This window comes from Paraburkholderia susongensis (assembly GCF_900177725.1).
Classification (GTDB): Bacteria; Pseudomonadota; Gammaproteobacteria; order Burkholderiales; family Burkholderiaceae; genus Paraburkholderia; species Paraburkholderia susongensis.
Window position 1 is genome coordinate 67715 of record NZ_FXAT01000015.1, and the last position, 16464, is coordinate 84178.

Annotated in this window: 20 protein-coding genes and 1 tRNA gene; 1 reads left to right on the plus strand and 20 read right to left on the minus strand. The window is 63.5% G+C overall.

What is annotated here, in order from left to right; translation table 11 throughout:
• Positions 1 to 139: 139 nt before the first annotated feature.
• The 7 genes from B9Z01_RS29825 to B9Z01_RS29855 all read right to left on the minus strand — a co-directional run bounded on the left by B9Z01_RS29825 (position 140) and on the right by B9Z01_RS29855 (position 5255).
• Positions 140 to 215 (minus strand) — tRNA-Thr (locus B9Z01_RS29825).
• A gap of 19 nt (positions 216 to 234) precedes the next feature.
• The gene (locus tag B9Z01_RS29830) at positions 235 to 738 is read right to left on the minus strand and encodes a ClpXP protease specificity-enhancing factor (protein WP_085489166.1); all 504 of its coding nucleotides are present in this window, start codon (positions 736 to 738) and stop codon (positions 235 to 237) included.
• A 64-nt stretch (positions 739 to 802) separates the two neighbouring features.
• Positions 803 to 1414: a glutathione S-transferase N-terminal domain-containing protein gene (locus B9Z01_RS29835; protein WP_006052302.1), complete on the minus strand. Its 612-nt coding sequence runs from the start codon at positions 1412 to 1414 to the stop codon at positions 803 to 805.
• A gap of 95 nt (positions 1415 to 1509) precedes the next feature.
• Positions 1510 to 2265: a cytochrome c1 gene (locus B9Z01_RS29840; RefSeq protein WP_085489167.1), complete on the minus strand. Its 756-nt coding sequence runs from the start codon at positions 2263 to 2265 to the stop codon at positions 1510 to 1512.
• Positions 2266 to 2288: 23 nt separating this feature from the next.
• On the minus strand, positions 2289 to 3668 hold the full coding sequence (locus B9Z01_RS29845) for a cytochrome b (RefSeq protein WP_085489168.1): 1380 nt from the start codon (positions 3666 to 3668) through the stop codon (positions 2289 to 2291).
• Positions 3668 to 4288, minus strand: a complete 621-nt coding sequence (gene petA / locus B9Z01_RS29850) for a ubiquinol-cytochrome c reductase iron-sulfur subunit (protein WP_085489169.1) — start codon at positions 4286 to 4288, stop codon at positions 3668 to 3670. Before petA ends, B9Z01_RS29845 begins: the two co-directional genes overlap by 1 nt.
• Positions 4289 to 4508: 220 nt before the next feature.
• A complete protein-coding gene (locus B9Z01_RS29855) occupies positions 4509 to 5255 on the minus strand; it encodes a Nif3-like dinuclear metal center hexameric protein (RefSeq protein ID WP_085489170.1) in 747 nt (248 codons plus the stop codon).
• Positions 5256 to 5274: 19 nt separating this feature from the next.
• On the opposite strand from B9Z01_RS29855, the gene B9Z01_RS29860 reads away from it, so the two are divergent.
• Positions 5275 to 6498, plus strand: coding sequence for a Do family serine endopeptidase (locus B9Z01_RS29860; RefSeq protein WP_085489171.1), 1224 nt, complete (start codon positions 5275 to 5277; stop codon positions 6496 to 6498).
• 116 nt (positions 6499 to 6614) lie between these two features.
• On the opposite strand, the gene tatC is transcribed toward B9Z01_RS29860, so the two are convergent.
• The 13 genes from tatC to hisD form a co-directional block, all read right to left on the minus strand.
• Positions 6615 to 7400, minus strand: coding sequence for a twin-arginine translocase subunit TatC (gene tatC, locus B9Z01_RS29865; RefSeq protein ID WP_085489172.1), 786 nt, complete (start codon positions 7398 to 7400; stop codon positions 6615 to 6617).
• Between the two features lie 34 nt (positions 7401 to 7434).
• Entirely contained in the window at positions 7435 to 7968 is a 534-nt protein-coding gene (tatB, locus tag B9Z01_RS29870; RefSeq protein WP_085489173.1) for a Sec-independent protein translocase protein TatB, read from the minus strand.
• 48 nt (positions 7969 to 8016) lie between these two features.
• Entirely contained in the window at positions 8017 to 8256 is a 240-nt protein-coding gene (gene tatA, locus B9Z01_RS29875) for a Sec-independent protein translocase subunit TatA (RefSeq protein ID WP_085489174.1), read from the minus strand.
• A 300-nt stretch (positions 8257 to 8556) separates the two neighbouring features.
• Entirely contained in the window at positions 8557 to 8922 is a 366-nt protein-coding gene (locus B9Z01_RS29880; protein ID WP_085489175.1) for a histidine triad nucleotide-binding protein, read from the minus strand.
• Between the two features lie 89 nt (positions 8923 to 9011).
• Positions 9012 to 9407 carry a DUF4870 family protein gene (locus tag B9Z01_RS29885; protein WP_085489176.1) on the minus strand — a complete coding sequence of 132 codons (396 nt, stop codon included), beginning with the start codon at positions 9405 to 9407 and terminating at the stop codon, positions 9012 to 9014.
• A gap of 163 nt (positions 9408 to 9570) precedes the next feature.
• Positions 9571 to 9975 carry a phosphoribosyl-ATP diphosphatase gene (locus B9Z01_RS29890; protein WP_085489177.1) on the minus strand — a complete coding sequence of 135 codons (405 nt, stop codon included), beginning with the start codon at positions 9973 to 9975 and terminating at the stop codon, positions 9571 to 9573.
• Positions 9972 to 10382: a phosphoribosyl-AMP cyclohydrolase gene (gene hisI, locus B9Z01_RS29895; protein WP_085489178.1), complete on the minus strand. Its 411-nt coding sequence runs from the start codon at positions 10380 to 10382 to the stop codon at positions 9972 to 9974. The genes B9Z01_RS29890 and hisI overlap by 4 nt, the downstream gene beginning before the upstream one ends.
• 1 nt (position 10383) lies before the next feature.
• Positions 10384 to 11157, minus strand: a complete 774-nt coding sequence (gene hisF, locus B9Z01_RS29900; RefSeq protein WP_085489179.1) for an imidazole glycerol phosphate synthase subunit HisF — start codon at positions 11155 to 11157, stop codon at positions 10384 to 10386.
• Positions 11158 to 11439: 282 nt separating this feature from the next.
• Positions 11440 to 12192 (minus strand): 1-(5-phosphoribosyl)-5-[(5-phosphoribosylamino)methylideneamino]imidazole-4-carboxamide isomerase, encoded by a 753-nt coding sequence (gene hisA, locus B9Z01_RS29905; RefSeq protein ID WP_085489180.1) that lies wholly within the window; start codon positions 12190 to 12192, stop codon positions 11440 to 11442.
• Positions 12193 to 12373: 181 nt separating this feature from the next.
• Positions 12374 to 13015 (minus strand): imidazole glycerol phosphate synthase subunit HisH, encoded by a 642-nt coding sequence (gene hisH / locus B9Z01_RS29910; RefSeq protein WP_085489181.1) that lies wholly within the window; start codon positions 13013 to 13015, stop codon positions 12374 to 12376.
• A 149-nt stretch (positions 13016 to 13164) separates the two neighbouring features.
• Positions 13165 to 13752, minus strand: coding sequence for an imidazoleglycerol-phosphate dehydratase HisB (gene hisB / locus B9Z01_RS29915; RefSeq protein WP_013090696.1), 588 nt, complete (start codon positions 13750 to 13752; stop codon positions 13165 to 13167).
• A gap of 102 nt (positions 13753 to 13854) precedes the next feature.
• Positions 13855 to 14925 carry a histidinol-phosphate transaminase gene (gene hisC, locus B9Z01_RS29920; RefSeq protein ID WP_085489182.1) on the minus strand — a complete coding sequence of 357 codons (1071 nt, stop codon included), beginning with the start codon at positions 14923 to 14925 and terminating at the stop codon, positions 13855 to 13857.
• A 183-nt stretch (positions 14926 to 15108) separates the two neighbouring features.
• A complete protein-coding gene (gene hisD, locus B9Z01_RS29925) occupies positions 15109 to 16443 on the minus strand; it encodes a histidinol dehydrogenase (RefSeq protein WP_085489183.1) in 1335 nt (444 codons plus the stop codon).
• Positions 16444 to 16464 lie beyond the last annotated feature (21 nt).

The window sequence follows — 16464 nt, forward strand, 5'->3', positions numbered from 1 at the left end:
TGACGCCGGGCAGTTTCCCGCCCGCTGGAGAGCCCGGATTTGAGCGGGCATCGCTGGACGAAGCTGGAATGAAAAAACCCGCGAAGCCTTATGCTGTCGCGGGTTTCAAGACCTCCAGGGACGAGCCTGGAAAGGTAACTGGTGCCGGCTGCAGGACTCGAACCCGCCACCTCATGATTACAAGTCAAGCGCTCTACCTGATGAGCTAAGCCGGCATGAGGCCGTGATTCTACTTCATTTCACGATCTTAAGGCGAGCCCTGCCGCCGCCTTTCGACCCGTCGTCGTCGGGCTGCGGCCTGTCCGTCGCGCTGTCCGTCTTTGCCGTCTCCGGATCGGCCGGCGACGTCTCGACCGCGCGCGGCGCGGCCGGCACTTCGGGCTCATCCGCTGCGTCCGCACCCGAATCCTGCGCCTCGCCGCCCGCCGATTCGACCGGGAACGCCATGCCCTGGCCGTTTTCGCGCGCGTAGATCGCGAGAATGTTGGCGACCGGCACCTCAATCTTGTGCGACTTGCCGGAGAAGCGCGCGTTGAACTCGACCCACTCGTTGCCCATCTGCAACTGGCTCGTCGCCTCGAAGCTGATGTTCAGCACGATCTCGTTGTCACGCACAAACTGACGCGGCACGCGCGTCTGATTGTCGACCCGCACCGCGATGTGCGGTGTGTAGCCGTTATCCGTGCACCACTCGTAGAGCGCGCGCAGCAGATAAGGCTTCGTGGAAATCTCTTGCATCAACAGTCCTCTTGCGGGCGCGGGCGCGCATCAGCGATGCGGCGCCCGCGCGCCAAAGCCAAACTCAACGGCGCATCACCTTTTCCGAAGGCGTCAGCGCTTCGATATAAGCCGGGCGGCTGAAAATGCGCTCGGCGTACTTCATCAGCGGCGCGGCATTCTTCGACAATTCGATGCCGTAGTGGTCGAGACGCCACAGGAGCGGCGCGATCGCGACGTCGAGCATCGAAAACTCTTCGCCGAGCATGTACTTGTTCTTCAGGAAGATCGGCGCGAGCTGCGTCAGGCGATCGCGGATCGCGAGGCGCGCTTTTTCGTGATTCTTCTCGGCGGCCTTGCCCTTTTCGTTTTCGAGCGTGCCGACGTGAACGAACAGTTCCTTTTCGAAGTTCAGCAGGAACAGGCGCGCGCGCGCACGCTGCACCGGGTCGGCCGGCATCAGTTGCGGGTGCGGGAAGCGCTCGTCGATGTACTCGTTGATGATGTTCGATTCGTACAGAATCAGGTCCCGTTCGACGAGGATCGGCACTTGACCATACGGATTCATCACGGCGATGTCTTCCGGCTTGTTGAACAGGTCGACGTCGCGGATCTCGAAGTCCATGCCCTTTTCGAACAACACCAGCCGGCAACGCTGGGAGAACGGGCAAGTAGTGCCGGAATACAGAACCATCATATTTACATTTCCTCAAAAAGCTGAAGGGCCAGCGCGCGGAAAAACCGTTCAGCAGGTTTTTCCTGGCGCCGGCCCCACGCCGTGTAGCGGCGTGATTATTTGATATGTTTCCAGTACGCGGCGTTCAGTCGCCAGGCGAAAAAGCTCAGGATTCCGAGGAACAACAGCACCCACACGCCAAGCTGCTTGCGGGTTTGCTGCGTCGGTTCGGACATCCATGACAGGTACGACACGAGGTCGGCCACAGCAGAATCATAATCTACCGGCGACATCGTCCCCGGAGTGAGCTGCTGGAAGCCGAGGAATTTGTGTACCGTTTCGCCGGTTTTTTCGTCGGTTTCGTCGCCGAATTTCGCCGCGCGCTGCCCCTGAAGCTGCCACAACACGTGAGGCATGCTCACGTTCTCGTACACGAGATTATTCCAGCCGGTCGGTCGCGTATCGTCGCGATAGAACGTGCGCAGATACGTGTACAGCCAGTCCTTGCCGCGTGCCCGCGCTTCCACCGAAAGATCCGGCGGCGTCGCGCCGAACCACGCTTTCGCGTCGTCCGGGCGCATCGCCACGGTCATCGTGTTGCCGACCTTGTCGGTAGTGAACAGCAGGTTGGCCTGGATCTCACTCGGCGTAAGGCCGAGATCGGTGAGCCGGTTGTAGCGCATCAGGTTCGCGCTGTGGCAATTCAGGCAGTAGTTTACAAACAATTGCGCACCGCGCTGCAAAGAAGCGAAATTGTTCGTGTTGTCCGGCGCGCGGTCGAGCGGGAAATTCTCGTCGGCGTGGACCGGAGCGGCGAGCAGCGCGAACACTGTCGCGCCGACCAGCGCGCACATCGAAAGCAGTTTTTTCATCTTCGTGTTCTCCTGGCTCGCGATTAGTGAGGCTTGAACCGCACCCGCTCGGGCGGCTGCTTGAACGTGCCAAGCCGCGTCCAGAACGGCATGCCGAGGAAAAACGCGAAGTAGATCAGCGCACAGATCTGGGCGATCAGCGTCGACGCAGGCGACGGCGGTTTCGTGCCGAGGAAGCCCAGCGTCAGGAACGCAACCACGAAGATCCCGTAGAACACCTTGTGGAATAACGGCCGGTAGCGGATCGACCTGACCGGCGAGCGGTCGAGCCACGGCAGGAAGAACAGCGAAATCACCGCGCTGCCCATCACCACGACGCCCCAGAACTTCGATTCGGTAAATGCCATCGCCAGAATCACCAGCACCGCGAGCACCGGCAGACCGAGCTTCCACTTGCCGCGCGCCCGCACCAGGGCCAGCAGCCCGAGCAGCCCGACGACGATCATCAGCACGATCTTGAACGGGTCGGTGGTCGCGCGCAGCATCGCATAAAAAGCGGTGAAGTACCACACCGGCGCAATTTCAGGCGGCGTTTGCAGCGGATTCGCGGGAACGAAGTTGTTGGCTTCAAGGAAGTACCCGCCCATTTCCGGCGCGAAGAAGATGATCGCCGCGAAGATCAGCAGGAAGATCGTCACGCCCATGAAGTCGTGCACCGAGTAGTACGGGTGGAACGGAATGCCGTCGAGCGGCACGCCGTCCGGGCCCTTCTTCGCCTTGATCTCGATGCCGTCCGGATTGTTCGAACCGACTTCGTGCAGCGCCACGAGGTGCGCGATCACGAGGCCGATCAGCACCAGCGGAATCGCGATCACATGAAACGCGAAGAAGCGGTTCAGCGTGACGTCCGAGACCACGTAGTCGCCGCGAATCCACAGCGACAGATCCGGGCCGATGAACGGAATCGCGGAGAACAGGTTCACGATCACCTGTGCGCCCCAGAACGACATCTGGCCCCACGGCAGCAGGTAGCCGAAGAACGCCTCGGCCATCAGGCACAGGAAGATCAGGCAGCCGAAGATCCACACGAGCTCGCGCGGCTTGCGGTACGAGCCGTACATGAGCCCGCGGAACATATGCAGATACACGACCACGAAAAACATCGACGCGCCCGTGGAGTGCATGTAGCGGATCAGCCAGCCCCACGGCACCTCGCGCATGATGTACTCGACCGACGAAAACGCGAGCGTCGCGTCGGGCTTGTAGTTCATCGTGAGGAAGATGCCGGTGACGATCTGGTTGACCAGCACCAGCAACGCGAGCGAACCGAAGAAGTACCAGAAGTTGAAGTTCTTCGGCGCGTAGTACTCGGAAACGTGCTTCTTCCACGTGGAAGTCATCGGGAAGCGCTGGTCGATCCAACCAGCCAGCCCGGTCGTCTCTACTTCATGGTCGCTCGCCATTACGCTTCTCCTTTCTCGTCCTTGCCGATCACGAGACCCGTCGCCGACGTGAACATGAAGCGCGGGATGTCGAGGTTCTGCGGGGCGGGTTTGTTCTTGAAGACTCGCCCGGCCATGTCGTAGGTCGAGCCGTGACAAGGACACAGAAAGCCGCCGGGCCAGTCGTCGGGGAGATTGGGCTGCGGGCCTTCCTGGAAGCGCGGCGTCGGCGTGCAGCCCAGATGCGTGCAAACGGCGACGGCGACGAGCAGATGCTTGTTCTCCGCGCGCGAGCGGAATTCGTTGTTGCAGTACTCCGGCAACGGCATCGAGAAGGGGTTCAGCGAGTGGGGGTCCGCTACCATGCTGTCCGCTTTCTGGACGTCGGCGAGCATCCGGTCCGTACGGTTGATGATCCACACCGGCTTGCCGCGCCAGGCGACGGTCATCATGTCGCCGGGCTTGAGATTGCTGATATCGGCTTCGACCGGAGCACCTGCGGCCTTAGCCCTTTCGGATGGTGCAAACGAACTAACAAAGGGTACGACAACGGCAACTCCTCCTATGCCGCTTGCTACGGTCGTCGCTACCAGCCAGTTACGGCGGCTGCCATCGACGCGTTCATCTTCTTTGTCTCGCATCACACGCCCCACCTCTGAGTTGGATTTTTCCTTCACGTCGCTTCTACCGCCGCTAGTTTGCGCGAATGGAGTCGCCATTTACAAGGGCCGTCTGCCAAAAACCGTGCGAAGCCCTTGATAAATCAGGGTTTCTCCGTACGGAAACAGCAACTTTTCCGCACCTCCTTTTAAGCGCCTTCTGCGATATTCATGCCCTCTTCTTCGTTAATGCAATTCGCAATTAAACCGGGTTGGGGATATCGATAAAGAGGTGTTCGATATCGAACGACTCGGACAGATGCTTGCCCACCGCCTGCACACCGAAACGCTCGGTCGCGTGGTGGCCGGCCGCGAGAAACGCGACGCCGCTCTCCGCCGCCGTGTGCATGACCGACTCCGACACCTCGCCGGTCACGTAGACGTCCGCGCCCGCGTCGATCGCCGCGCTGAACATGCTCTGGGCGGCACCCGTGCACCAGCCGACGCGGCGCAACTCGCGATCCGGATCGCCGAATACGAGCGGCGAGCGCCCGAGCGTCTGCTCGATTTCGGCGGTGAGGTGCGAGAGCGTGATCGGCATCGGCAGCGTGGCGAGCCAGCCGAGATCGTTCTCGCCGAAGCGCGCGTCGCTGATCCAGCCCATCTTCGCGCCGATCTGCGCGTTGTTGCCGAATTCGGGGTGGTCGTCGAGCGGCAGATGGTAGGCGAACAGGTTCAGGTCGTTGGCGAGCAGCAGCCGCAGGCGCGCATGCTTGCGGCCGGTGATCTGCGGCGCCTCGTTGCGCCAGAAGTAGCCGTGATGAACCAGCACGGCGTCCGCGCCCCAGTCGAGCGCGGCCTCCAGAAAGGCCACCGAGGCGGTCACGCCGGTCGCGAGCTTGTTGATGCGGCGGCGCCCCTCGACCTGCAATCCGTTCGGGCAATAGTCCTTGAAGCGCGCGGTTTCAAGGAGATTGTTCAAGTACAATTCAAGTTCAATCCGATCCATATAAACCTCTAGTCTTCAGATGCTTAGACGCTTTTGGCTGTTATTTGCCCAAGCGGTGACTGTGCTGTTGGCGCTAATGTTCATCATTGCGACCCTCAAACCGCAGTGGCTGCAGCGTCAAGGGCAGTTCGGCAGGCAACTCGCCGAACCGATCGTCGCGCTGCGGGAAGTGGCGCCGGGCATTAGCAGCGGCCATGCCGAGGCGTCGTACGCGGATGCAGCGCAAAAAGCCATGCCCGCGGTTGTCAATGTGTTCTCCAGCAAGGATGGCTCACTGCCTCCCGACCCGCGCGCGAAAGACCCGCTGTTCCACTACTTCTTCGGCGACAAGAACAACAATCGCAAGCAGCAGGAGCAGCCCGCCTCGAACCTCGGCTCAGGGGTGATAGTGAGTTCGGAAGGTTACATTCTAACGAACCAGCACGTCGTCGACGGTGCCGATCAGATCGAAGTCGCGCTCGCCGACGGCCGCACCACCAGCGCCAAGGTAATCGGCATCGATCCGGAAACCGATCTGGCCGTGCTCAAGGTCAACCTGACCAACCTGCCCACCATCACGCTCGGCCGCATGGACCAGACGCACGTCGGCGACGTCGTGCTCGCGATCGGCAATCCGTTCGGCGTCGGCCAGACGGTGACGATGGGCATCGTCAGCGCGCTGGGGCGCAACCATCTCGGCATCAATACGTTCGAGAACTTCATCCAGACCGACGCGGCGATCAACCCGGGCAACTCGGGCGGCGCGCTCGTCGACGTGAACGGCAATCTGCTCGGCATCAACACCGCGATCTATTCGCGCTCGGGCGGCTCGCTCGGCATCGGCTTCGCGATTCCCGTGTCGACCGCGCGCAGCGTGCTCGAGAGCATCATCACAACCGGCACGGTCACGCGCGGCTGGATCGGCGTCGAGCCGCAGGACGTGACGCCGGAAATCGCGGAGTCGTTCGGGCTCGCACAGAAGTCGGGCGCGATCGTCGCAGGCGTATTGAAGAGCGGCCCGGCGGATCGCGCGGGCATCAAGCCCGGCGACATCCTGGTGAGCGTGAACGACCAGGAGATCACCGACACCACGCGTTTGCTCAACGTGATCGCGCAGATCAAGCCGGGCACCTCGGCGAAAGTGCATCTGGTGCGCAAGGGCCGTCAGATCGATCTCGCCGTGACGATCGGCAAACGCCCGCCGCCGCCGAAGCAGGCGGAAGACGACAACGGCGGCGATCAGTCGGATGATGATGGCGGTTGAGGATCGACACCTGCGGGCGGGCGAGGCACGGCGGGGCGAAGCAGGACGCCACGAATAGCTCCCCAAGCCCGCGTGAGGCGCAAAACCGCGATTCGATTCGCGCGCCGCGCCAGCTCTCAGCTCGACGGCGGACTCGCGTCTTCGGCCACCGCCGCCGGCTGCTTGCCGACGAACACCCGCGCCGCAATGATGCCCGCCTCGTACAGCACGATCAGCGGAACCGCGAGGATCAGTTGCGAGAACACGTCCGGCGGCGTCACGACGGCCGACACCACGAACGCGCCGACGATCACATACGGACGGATCTCCTTGAGCTTCTTCAGCGTGATGATGTTCATGCGCACCAGCAGCACGACGACGATCGGCACCTCGAACGTCACGCCGAACGCGATGAACATCGTCAGCACGAAGCTCAGGTAATTGTCGATATCGGTCGTCATCTCCGCGCCGAGCGGCGCGTTGTAGTGCGCCATCACGCGGAAGATGGTCGGAAACACGACGAAGTACGCGAACGCCATACCGCACAGGAACAGCGTGTAGCTGCTCGCCACCAGCGGCGCGACCAGTTTCTTCTCGTGCTGATAGAGCCCGGGAGCGACGAACGCCCAGATCTGATACAGCACGACCGGCAGCGCGATCACGAAGGCGACCAGCATCGTCACTTTCATCGGCACGAAGAACGAGCCGGTGACGTCGGTGACGATCATCTTGCCGTCCTTGGGCAGGTTCATCATCAACGGACGCGCGAGCAGCCGGAAAATGTCCGGCGCCCAATACACGAGCCCGATGAACACCACGATGACGGCAAGGCCCGCGCGAATGATGCGGTCGCGCAATTCGACGAGGTGGGAAATGAAGGTCTCTTCGGCGCCTTCGTTCTGGGATTGCTGGGGGTCGCTCACACCGGCCCTCGGTTAGGGATTGTCGTTCTGATCATCAGAAGAACCGCGTCGGACGACGCAGGCTGGCGGGCGTATGCCGCGCGACGCGCGCGGCGCCCGACTGCACGCGCGTGCGGCGCAGGCTTGCACGCTTGTACCAGGTGGGCGTGGCGCTCTGCTTGACGCGCCAGTTCTTGCGTTTGGGATTGGCGGCCGGCGTGCTGGTCGGCCACGACGTGGTGCCCGAGGCGCCGCTGCCGGCGTCTTCGAGCGCGCCGCCGGCGATGCTCGGCGACACGGACGTGCCGCTCTTCCACGCTTCGTTCAGTTCGTTCTCGTGCTTGCGCAGATTGTCCTGAACCGTGCTTTCGACATTGCTCGCAGCCTTCTCGAACTCGGTTTTCATGCGCCGCAGTTCGTCCAGCTCGATTTCGCGCGTGACCTCGGCCTTCACGTCGTTGATATACCGCTGCGCGCGGCCGAACAGCGCGCCGGCCGTGCGAGCGACACGCGGCAGGCGCTCAGGCCCGAGGACGACCAGCGCGACGACGCCGATCAGCGCCATCTTGGTTAGACCGAGGTCCAGCATGAAGTGGAATGTCCGTCAGTAACGCGGGAACGGCGGAAACGCCGCGGTTTAGCGATAGTCGCTCGAATGCGGCGTCTTTTCCTTCGCGTCGACGTCCACTGCGCCGTTGCGCGGCAGCTCGCGCTGCTGCTGTCCGTCGGCTGACGTTTCGGCTTCTTTCATGCCTTCCTTGAAGCCCTTCACCGCGCCGCCCAGATCGGTACCGATGTTGCGCAGCTTCTTCGTGCCGAACACGAGCGCCACGATCAACAACACGATCAGCCAATGCCAAATGCTCAACGAACCCATGACAACTCTCCTTAACCCCGACACCGCACCACGATGCAGTGCGGCAAATTTCATGCGCCTTGTGGCGTAACCTGAAGCGCGGGCGCTTCGTCTCTACCGCTTCCGTCTGCCGCTCCGGCTCTACGTTACCGCATGCCGTTGCGATTCACCCGGCGACACCACCTTCGTCATTGTGACCGGATGATCGCGTCGACGTTATTACACCGCGGTAAAAACAACGGCCGCGCCATTGTCCTCGACCAAAACTCGCCGCGGCTCGTGATCGCGAATCATCGCGCCACTATGAGCCGCGCGGACCGCTCAACCCATGCGTTGCCAGGGGCGCGGTCCCGCGAGAATATGCGCGTGCAGGTGATACACCTCCTGACCTCCGCCCGGACCGGTGTTGATGACCGTGCGAAAACCCGTTTCGCCGCCGGTATAGGCAACGCCCAGTTGCCCGGCCAGACGCGCCGTCAACACAAGCATTCTACCAAGCAGAGGCGCGTCGTTTTCGGTGCAATTCGACAGCGTCGCGATGTGCTTGCGCGGGATCACCAGCACATGCGTTTCGGCGGCCGGACGGATGTCGCGAAAGGCGACGAACTCGTCGTCTTCATGGACTTTGGTCGACGGGATTTCGCCGGCGGCGATCTTGCAGAAAAGACAGTTCGAATCGTGACTCATCGTATTCCTGACGCGGTATGACTGGAGCGCGAAGCTCACGCGGCGAGATCCGAGCCGAAAACCGGCCCGACGAACGGGCCGGACGTCGCTCAGACCCAGCCGCGCGGATTCGCGAACGGCTTGTTATCGTACAGATACAGCCAGCCTTTGATAATACGGTACAACATCCAGATGCTGACGGCCCACAGCACCGGAATGCCGATCACGACGAGCAGCAGCAACGCGCCGATCGTGTAGCCGACGAGGCCCAGCCAGAACGTGCGGATCTGCCATTCGAAGTGCGCTTCGTACGGCGTGCCGGCCACGTCCGACCGCTTGACGTAGTTGATGATGATCGCGATCAGAATGGTCAGGCCGCCGGTCAGCCAGTGGACCGCATACAGCGCGTACAGCACGTGCGTGAGCGTGCGCAGGCTGCGCTCGCGTTCCGGCTCCAACGCGTTGCGGTAAACCGGCGGCGGATAGCTTCCTTGCGACTGTTCCATGCTTGCGTCCTCCCGAAGGTGCGTTTACCGCGATATGGGCGCCGGTGCTCGCGACTTCAAGCCGAAGCACCCGGTTTTGCTACGCGCTTGCCGCTCAGTTGCCACGCGCAAACGCCACTCAGTTGCTGCCCGGTTGCCACTCAAGTTGCCACTCACTTGCCACTCAGTCGCCGTTCTGCTCGCGCTCGCGGCTTTTGCGCAGCGCCTTTTCCTCGATGCCCGACAGGCCCTCGCGGCGCTCGAGCTCGGCGAGCACGTCGGCCGGGCTCAGATCGAAATGCGACAGCATCACGAGGCAGTGAAACCACAAGTCCGCGACTTCGCCGACCAGCGACTTCGGCGCGCCGCCGTGGCGCACATCCTTCGCGGCGAGCACGACTTCAGTGGCTTCTTCGCCGATTTTCTTGAGCACCGCATCGTCGCCCTTGTGAAACAGGCGCGACACGTAGGAGATATCCGGATCGCCGCCCTTGCGGCTGTCGATCACCGCCGCGAGACGCAGCAGCGTGTCGGTCGTCGATGCGGTCGTCGAGGCGTCCGTGGGCGGGTTTTGCGTGGATTGCGTCATTTGTAGATGTGTTCGGGGTCTTTCAGCACGGGATCGACGGCCTGCCAGCCGCCGTCTTCGACCGAGCCTTCGAATTTCTGGAAAAAGCACGAGTGGCGCCCGGTGTGACACGCGATGCCCGACACCTGCTCGACCTTCAGCAGCACGACGTCCTCGTCGCAATCGAGCCGCACTTCATGCACGTGCTGCACGTGGCCGGACTCTTCGCCCTTGAACCACAGGCGCTGACGCGATCGCGAGAAATACACCGCGCGGCCCGTTTCCACGGTCTTCGCCAGGGCTTCGCGGTTCATCCACGCGAACATCAGCACGTCGTTCGTCGACGCCTCCTGCGCGATCACCGGCACGAGGCCGTTCGCGTCCCACTTGACCTTGTCGAGCCAGTTGACTGCCGAGGGATTCGTCACGTCACAACCTCACCGAAATGCCCTGATCGGCCATGAAGCGCTTGGCCTCGCCGACCGTGTGTTCACCGTAATGGAAGATGCTCGCGGCGAGCACCGCGTCCGCATGACCGTCCTTGATGCCGTCGGCGAGATGCTGCAGATTGCCGACGCCGCCCGAAGCGATCACCGACACCGGCACCGCGTCCGAGACCGCGCGCGTCAGCGCGAGATCGAAGCCGCTCTTGGTGCCGTCGCGGTCCATGCTGGTCAGCAGGATTTCGCCCGCGCCGAGTTCGGCCATCTTGCGCGCCCATTCGACCACTTCGAGGCCCGTGGCCTTGCGCCCGCCGTGCGTGAATACTTCCCAGCGCGGCGGCTCGCCGTCGGCCGACACGCGCTTCGCGTCGATCGCGACGACGATGCACTGCGAGCCGTATTTGTCGGTGGCGTCTTTGACGAGCTGCGGATTCGCGACCGCCGACGAGTTCATGCTGATCTTGTCCGCACCCGCGTTGAGCAGGCGCCGCACGTCTTCGACGGCGCGCACGCCGCCGCCGACCGTCAGCGGAATGAACACCTGCGAGGCGACCGCCTCGATGATCGGCAGGATCAGATCGCGCTGATCCGAGGTCGCGGTGATGTCGAGGAAGGTGAGTTCGTCGGCGCCCTGGTCGTCGTAGCGGCGCGCGATTTCGACCGGGTCGCCTGCGTCGCGCAGTTCGACGAAGTTGACGCCCTTGACCACGCGGCCCGCGGTGACGTCGAGACAGGGAATGATGCGTTTAGCTAGAGCCATGATCGTGCAATTCTGCCAATACCGCTGATGAGGCCGCTTGCTTGCAGGCAAGCGGCACGGTGCCGGCGCGACCTGGTGCGTCGCGCCGCGAGTGGGATGCCGCCCGGAAGCTGGCCGGAAGCCGGCGCGGTCCCGGGTGCATGATCGTGCGACGTGCGCTGCGGGCCAGCCGGCGTTCAAGCGAGCGCTGCAACCCGGTACAAGCGCTGCGCCAGTGGCTTGCGCCGCAGCCCAGCGCAACCCGCCCGTCGCGCGCAGCCGCCGGGCAACGCCGACGCGCGTTTAAGCGTCGTCCGATTCGCGCAGCCGGTCGGCGAGCGTTTGCGCCGCCGTGAAGTCGAGGTCGCCCGAATAGATCGCACGGCCGCAGATCACGCCTTCGATACCCTCGTCTTCGACTTCGCACAGCGATTCGATGTCGGAAAGGTTCGACAGGCCGCCGCTCGCGATCACCGGAATCTTCACCGCGCGCGCGAGGCGCACCGTTGCTTCGATGTTGACGCCTTGCAGCATGCCGTCGCGGCCGATGTCGGTGTAGATGATCGACTCGCAGCCGTAGTCCTCGAACTTGCGCGCGAGGTCGGCCACTTCGTGGCCGGTCAGCTTGCTCCAGCCGTCGGTGGCGACCTTGCCGTCTTTCGCGTCGAGCCCGACGATGATGTGACCGCCGAACGCGGTGCACGCGTCCTGCAAAAAGCCGGGGTTCTTCACTGCCGCCGTGCCGATGATCACGTACGACAGCCCATCGTCGAGATAGCGCTCGATCGTGTTCAGGTCACGGATGCCGCCGCCCAGCTGCACCGGAATCTCGCCGGCCACTTCCTCGATGATCGCCCGGATTGCGTCGCCGTTCTTCGGCTTGCCGGCAAATGCGCCATTCAGATCGACCAGATGCAAACGGCGCGCGCCGCGGTCGACCCAATGTCGGGCCATTGCCGCCGGTTCCTCGGAAAAAATCGTCGCCTGGTCCATATCGCCTTGTTTCAGGCGTACACACTGACCGTCTTTCAGGTCGATGGCGGGAATCAGCAGCATAGCAATCGGGTGTTGTCAGGGAATGGGTTGAAGGTCGGCGGCAGCGGCTGGCGGGCCAGTCCGTCCGAACGCCGTTTCGCTAGTTTAGTACAACTCTTTCGGCGTTCCCGTGGGGCGCCGGCCTGAAGCGAAACCGCGGCGCCGCGTCTCTTGCACGCGGCAACGGGATGAAGAAGAGCGTTCACGGGTTCCAGTGCACGAAGTTGCGATACACGCGCAAGCCCGCCTCTGCGCTCTTTTCCGGGTGGAATTGGGTGGCGAAGATGTTATCCCGCGCTACTGCCGAGGTAAAGGGCACGCCGTAGACCGTCTCACCCGACGTATGCGCGGGATTGTCCGGCACCACGTAATAGCTGTGCACGAAGTAGAAGAACGCGTTGTCGGCGACACCGTCCCACAGCGGATGCGGCTGCGCCTGGCGCACGCGGTTCCAGCCCATCTGCGGGACCTTGAAGCGCGAGCCGTCGTCCTGCATCTGGCCTTCGAGCTCGAAGCGCACCACCTTGCCGGGCAACAGACCCAGGCCCCGCGTGTCGCCCTCGGCGCTCCAGTCGAACAGCATCTGCTCGCCGACGCACACGCCCATCAGCGGCTTGCTGCGCGACGCCTCGACGACCGCCTCCTGCAGGCCGGAATCGCCGAGACTGCGCATGCAGTCGGGCATCGCGCCCTGGCCGGGCAGCACCACGCGGTCGGCCGCGCGGATCGCTTCGGGCCGCTCGACGATCGCCACGTCCGCTTCCGGCGCGGCTTTGCGCAAAGCCTGGGCCACCGAACGCAGGTTGCCCATTCCGTAATCCACAATCGCTATCGAAGTTTTCATTTCAAGTTTGGCCGCTTTGCCTTCAACCGGTCGGCGCGGATGCGCGGCGTCGAACGACGGTGCCGGCTCGCGCGGTCCTGCCCGATGAGTCGCTCGCGGGAATCGCTCGAAGGTGAGTGGCCTAAAGACGTTGGAGGCGATGAAACCTGTTAGAGGCTGCCCTTGGTCGACGGAATCTGCCCAGCCGCGCGTTCGTCGAGCTCGACGGCCATGCGCAGCGCGCGGCCGAATGCCTTGAACACCGTTTCGAGCTGATGATGCGCGTTGATGCCGCGCAGGTTGTCGATGTGCAGCGTCACGCCGGCGTGATTCACGAAGCCGCGGAAAAATTCGATCGACAGATCGACGTCGAACGTGCCGATACGTGCGCGCGTGAACGGCACATGGAATTCGAGGCCCGGACGGCCGGAAAAATCGATCACGACGCGCGACAGCGCTTCGTCGAGCGGCACGTAGGAATGACCGTAGCGGCGAATGCCCTTGCGATCGCCGATCGCCTTCGCGACGGCCTGGCCAAGCGTGATGCCGGTGTCTTCGACCGTATGGTGGTCGTCGATATGCAGGTCGCCATGCGCCTCGATCTCGAGGTCGAACAGACCGTGACGGGCGATCTGGTCGAGCATGTGGTCCAGAAACGGCACGCCGGTCGCCAGCTTCTGCTGACCGGTGCCGTCCAGGTTGATCTTCACACGGATCTGCGTTTCGCTGGTGTTGCGAACGACTTCCGCAAGGCGCATGGTAATTCCTCGAATCTGGCTAGAAAGCGCTAGTAGTGTGGGATGGAAAAAACGGCGAATCGCTCGGTGGGGTCACTCAGTGGGGTCCCCTGGTGCCGCCGATCAGCGCAGCACGAGCTTCAGCCCGGCGAGCAACTGGGCGTTTTCCGCCGGCGAACCGACGGTCAAACGCACGCAATTGACCAGCAATGGATGCATTTTACTCACGTTTTTGATCAGAACCCGCGCCGTGAGCAGCGTTTCGAACAGCACCGACGCATCGGGCACGCGCACCAGCAGGAAGTTGCCGGCGCTCGGGAACACTTCGGCGCCCGGCAGGGCGGCCACCGCCTGCGCGAGTTTCGTGCGCTCCTCGCGCAATTGCGCGGCCTGCGCGTCGAGCACGCCGACGTGGTCGAGCAGAAAACCGGCGGCGGCTTGAGTCAGCACGTTGGTGTTGTAGGGCGGGCGCACCTTGTCGAATTCGGTCAGCCATGCGGGCCTGCCGACCAGATAGCCGAGACGGATGCCGGCGAGGCCGAGCTTGGACACCGTGCGCATCACGACGACGTTGTCGAACTGATCGGCGCGCGGCAGCCAGCTCTTCTGCGCGAACGGCTGATACGCCTCGTCGATCACGACGAGGCTCTGCTTCGCCGCGGCGATGATGCGCTCCATGTCGGCGTCGTCGAAGAGCGTGCCGGTCGGGTTGTTCGGATACGCGAGATAGACGATCGCCGGTTTGTGCTCGGCGATCGCCGCGAGCATCGCCTCGGTGTCGAGCGTGAAGTCGGGCTTGAGCGGCACGCCGACGAATTCCAGATGCGCCAGCTTCGCCGACATCTGATACATGACGAAACCCGGCACCGGCGCGAGCACCTTCGCGCCCGGCCGCGCGCACGCGACCGACATGACGCTGATGATTTCATCCGAGCCGTTGCCGAGCAGCACGTCGCAGCCGGCCGGCACGCCCATCACCTGGCGGATCCGTTCGATCAGCGCTTCCGGGCGCGGCGCCGGATAGCGGTTCAGCGCGACGCCGGCGAGATGCTCGCCGAGATGCGCGGCGAGCTCCGGCGGCAGCGGAAACGGGTTTTCCATCGCGTCGAGCTTGATGAAGCCGGTAGCGTCCGGAACCGGGTAGCTCGTCATCGCGAGCACATCGTTACGGATGATGTCTTGAGGTGTCGTCATAGGTTCATGGGCCGGGCCGTGCGGAGATTGCAGGTCCGGCATCGGCGGCGCAGGGCCGCACTGGTTGGTCTCTATTGTCGTTATTGAACGGGCGAAGGGGCGCGATCCGTCGCTTCCGTTCTCTTCCGCGTCGTCCATTTCCGGCTCAGCGCCGCCGCGCGCCGCTGCTGCCGGTCATTCGTCTCAGCCGCGTTCGCTGCTGTTCTGCCGCATCCGGTATTCGGCGCTGCGCGCATGCGCTTGCAGGCCTTCGCCGTATGCGAGTTCGGCGGCGATCTCGCCGAGCGTCTGCGCGCCTTCCGCGCTGACTTCGATCAGGCTCGAACGCTTGAAGAAATCATAGACGCCGAGCGGCGACGAGAACCGCGCGGTGCGCGACGTAGGCAGCACGTGATTCGGTCCCGCGCAGTAGTCGCCGAGGCTTTCGCTCGTGTAGCGGCCAAGGAAGATCGCGCCCGCGTGGCGGATCTGCTGGGCCCACTGGTGCGGTTCGAGCGCCGAGATTTCGAGGTGTTCCGGCGCGATGTCGTTGGCGATCGCACAGGCTTCCGTCATGTCGCGCACCTTGACCAGCGCGCCGCGGTTTTCGAGCGACGTGCGGATCACTGCATGGCGCGGCATGGCGGGCAGCAGTTCTTCGATTGCCTCATGGACGCGCGCGATGAACGCATCGTCCGGGCACAACAGGATCGACTGCGCGAGTTCGTCGTGCTCGGCCTGCGAGAACAGGTCCATCGCGACCCAGCGCGGGTCGGTAGTGCCGTCGCACAGCACGAGGATTTCCGACGGCCCCGCGATCATGTCGATACCGACCGTGCCGAACACGCGGCGTTTCGCCGACGCGACGTACGCGTTACCGGGGCCGCAGATCTTGTCGACCGCGGGCACGGTCTGCGTGCCGTACGCGAGCGCAGCCACTGCCTGCGCGCCGCCGATCGTGAACACGCGGTCCACGCCGCCCAGCAGCGCCGCGGCCAGCACGAGCGGATTTTTCACGCCGTCCGGCGTCGGCACGACCATCACGATCTCGCGCACACCGGCGACGCGCGCCGGAATCGCGTTCATCAGCACCGACGACGGATACGCGGCCTTGCCGCCCGGCACATAGATACCCGCGCGATCGAGCGGCGTGACCTTCTGCCCGAGGACCGTGCCGTCGGCCTCGGTGTATTGCCAGCTATGGCTGCCGCACTCGATCTTCTGCTTCTCGTGGTAGCCGCGCACGCGCGCCGCCGCCGCTTCGAGCGATGCGCGCCGCTTCGGCTCGAGGCTTTCGAGCGCCGCTTCGAGCTCCGACATCGGCAGTTCGAGCCCGGCGACGCTCTGCGCGCCGAGCCGGTCGAAGCGGTTCGTGTATTCGAGCACCGCTTCGTCGCCACGCGCTTTCACGTCGTTCAGAATCTCGGCGACCGAGCGCTCGATGGCTTCGTCTTCGCTCGCCTCGAACGCGAGCACCGCGTGCAGCGACTTCTGGAAGCCGGGAGCGGTGGAATCGAGTTTGCGAATCTTGATAGACATACAGGTATCCGTTTCGGTAAG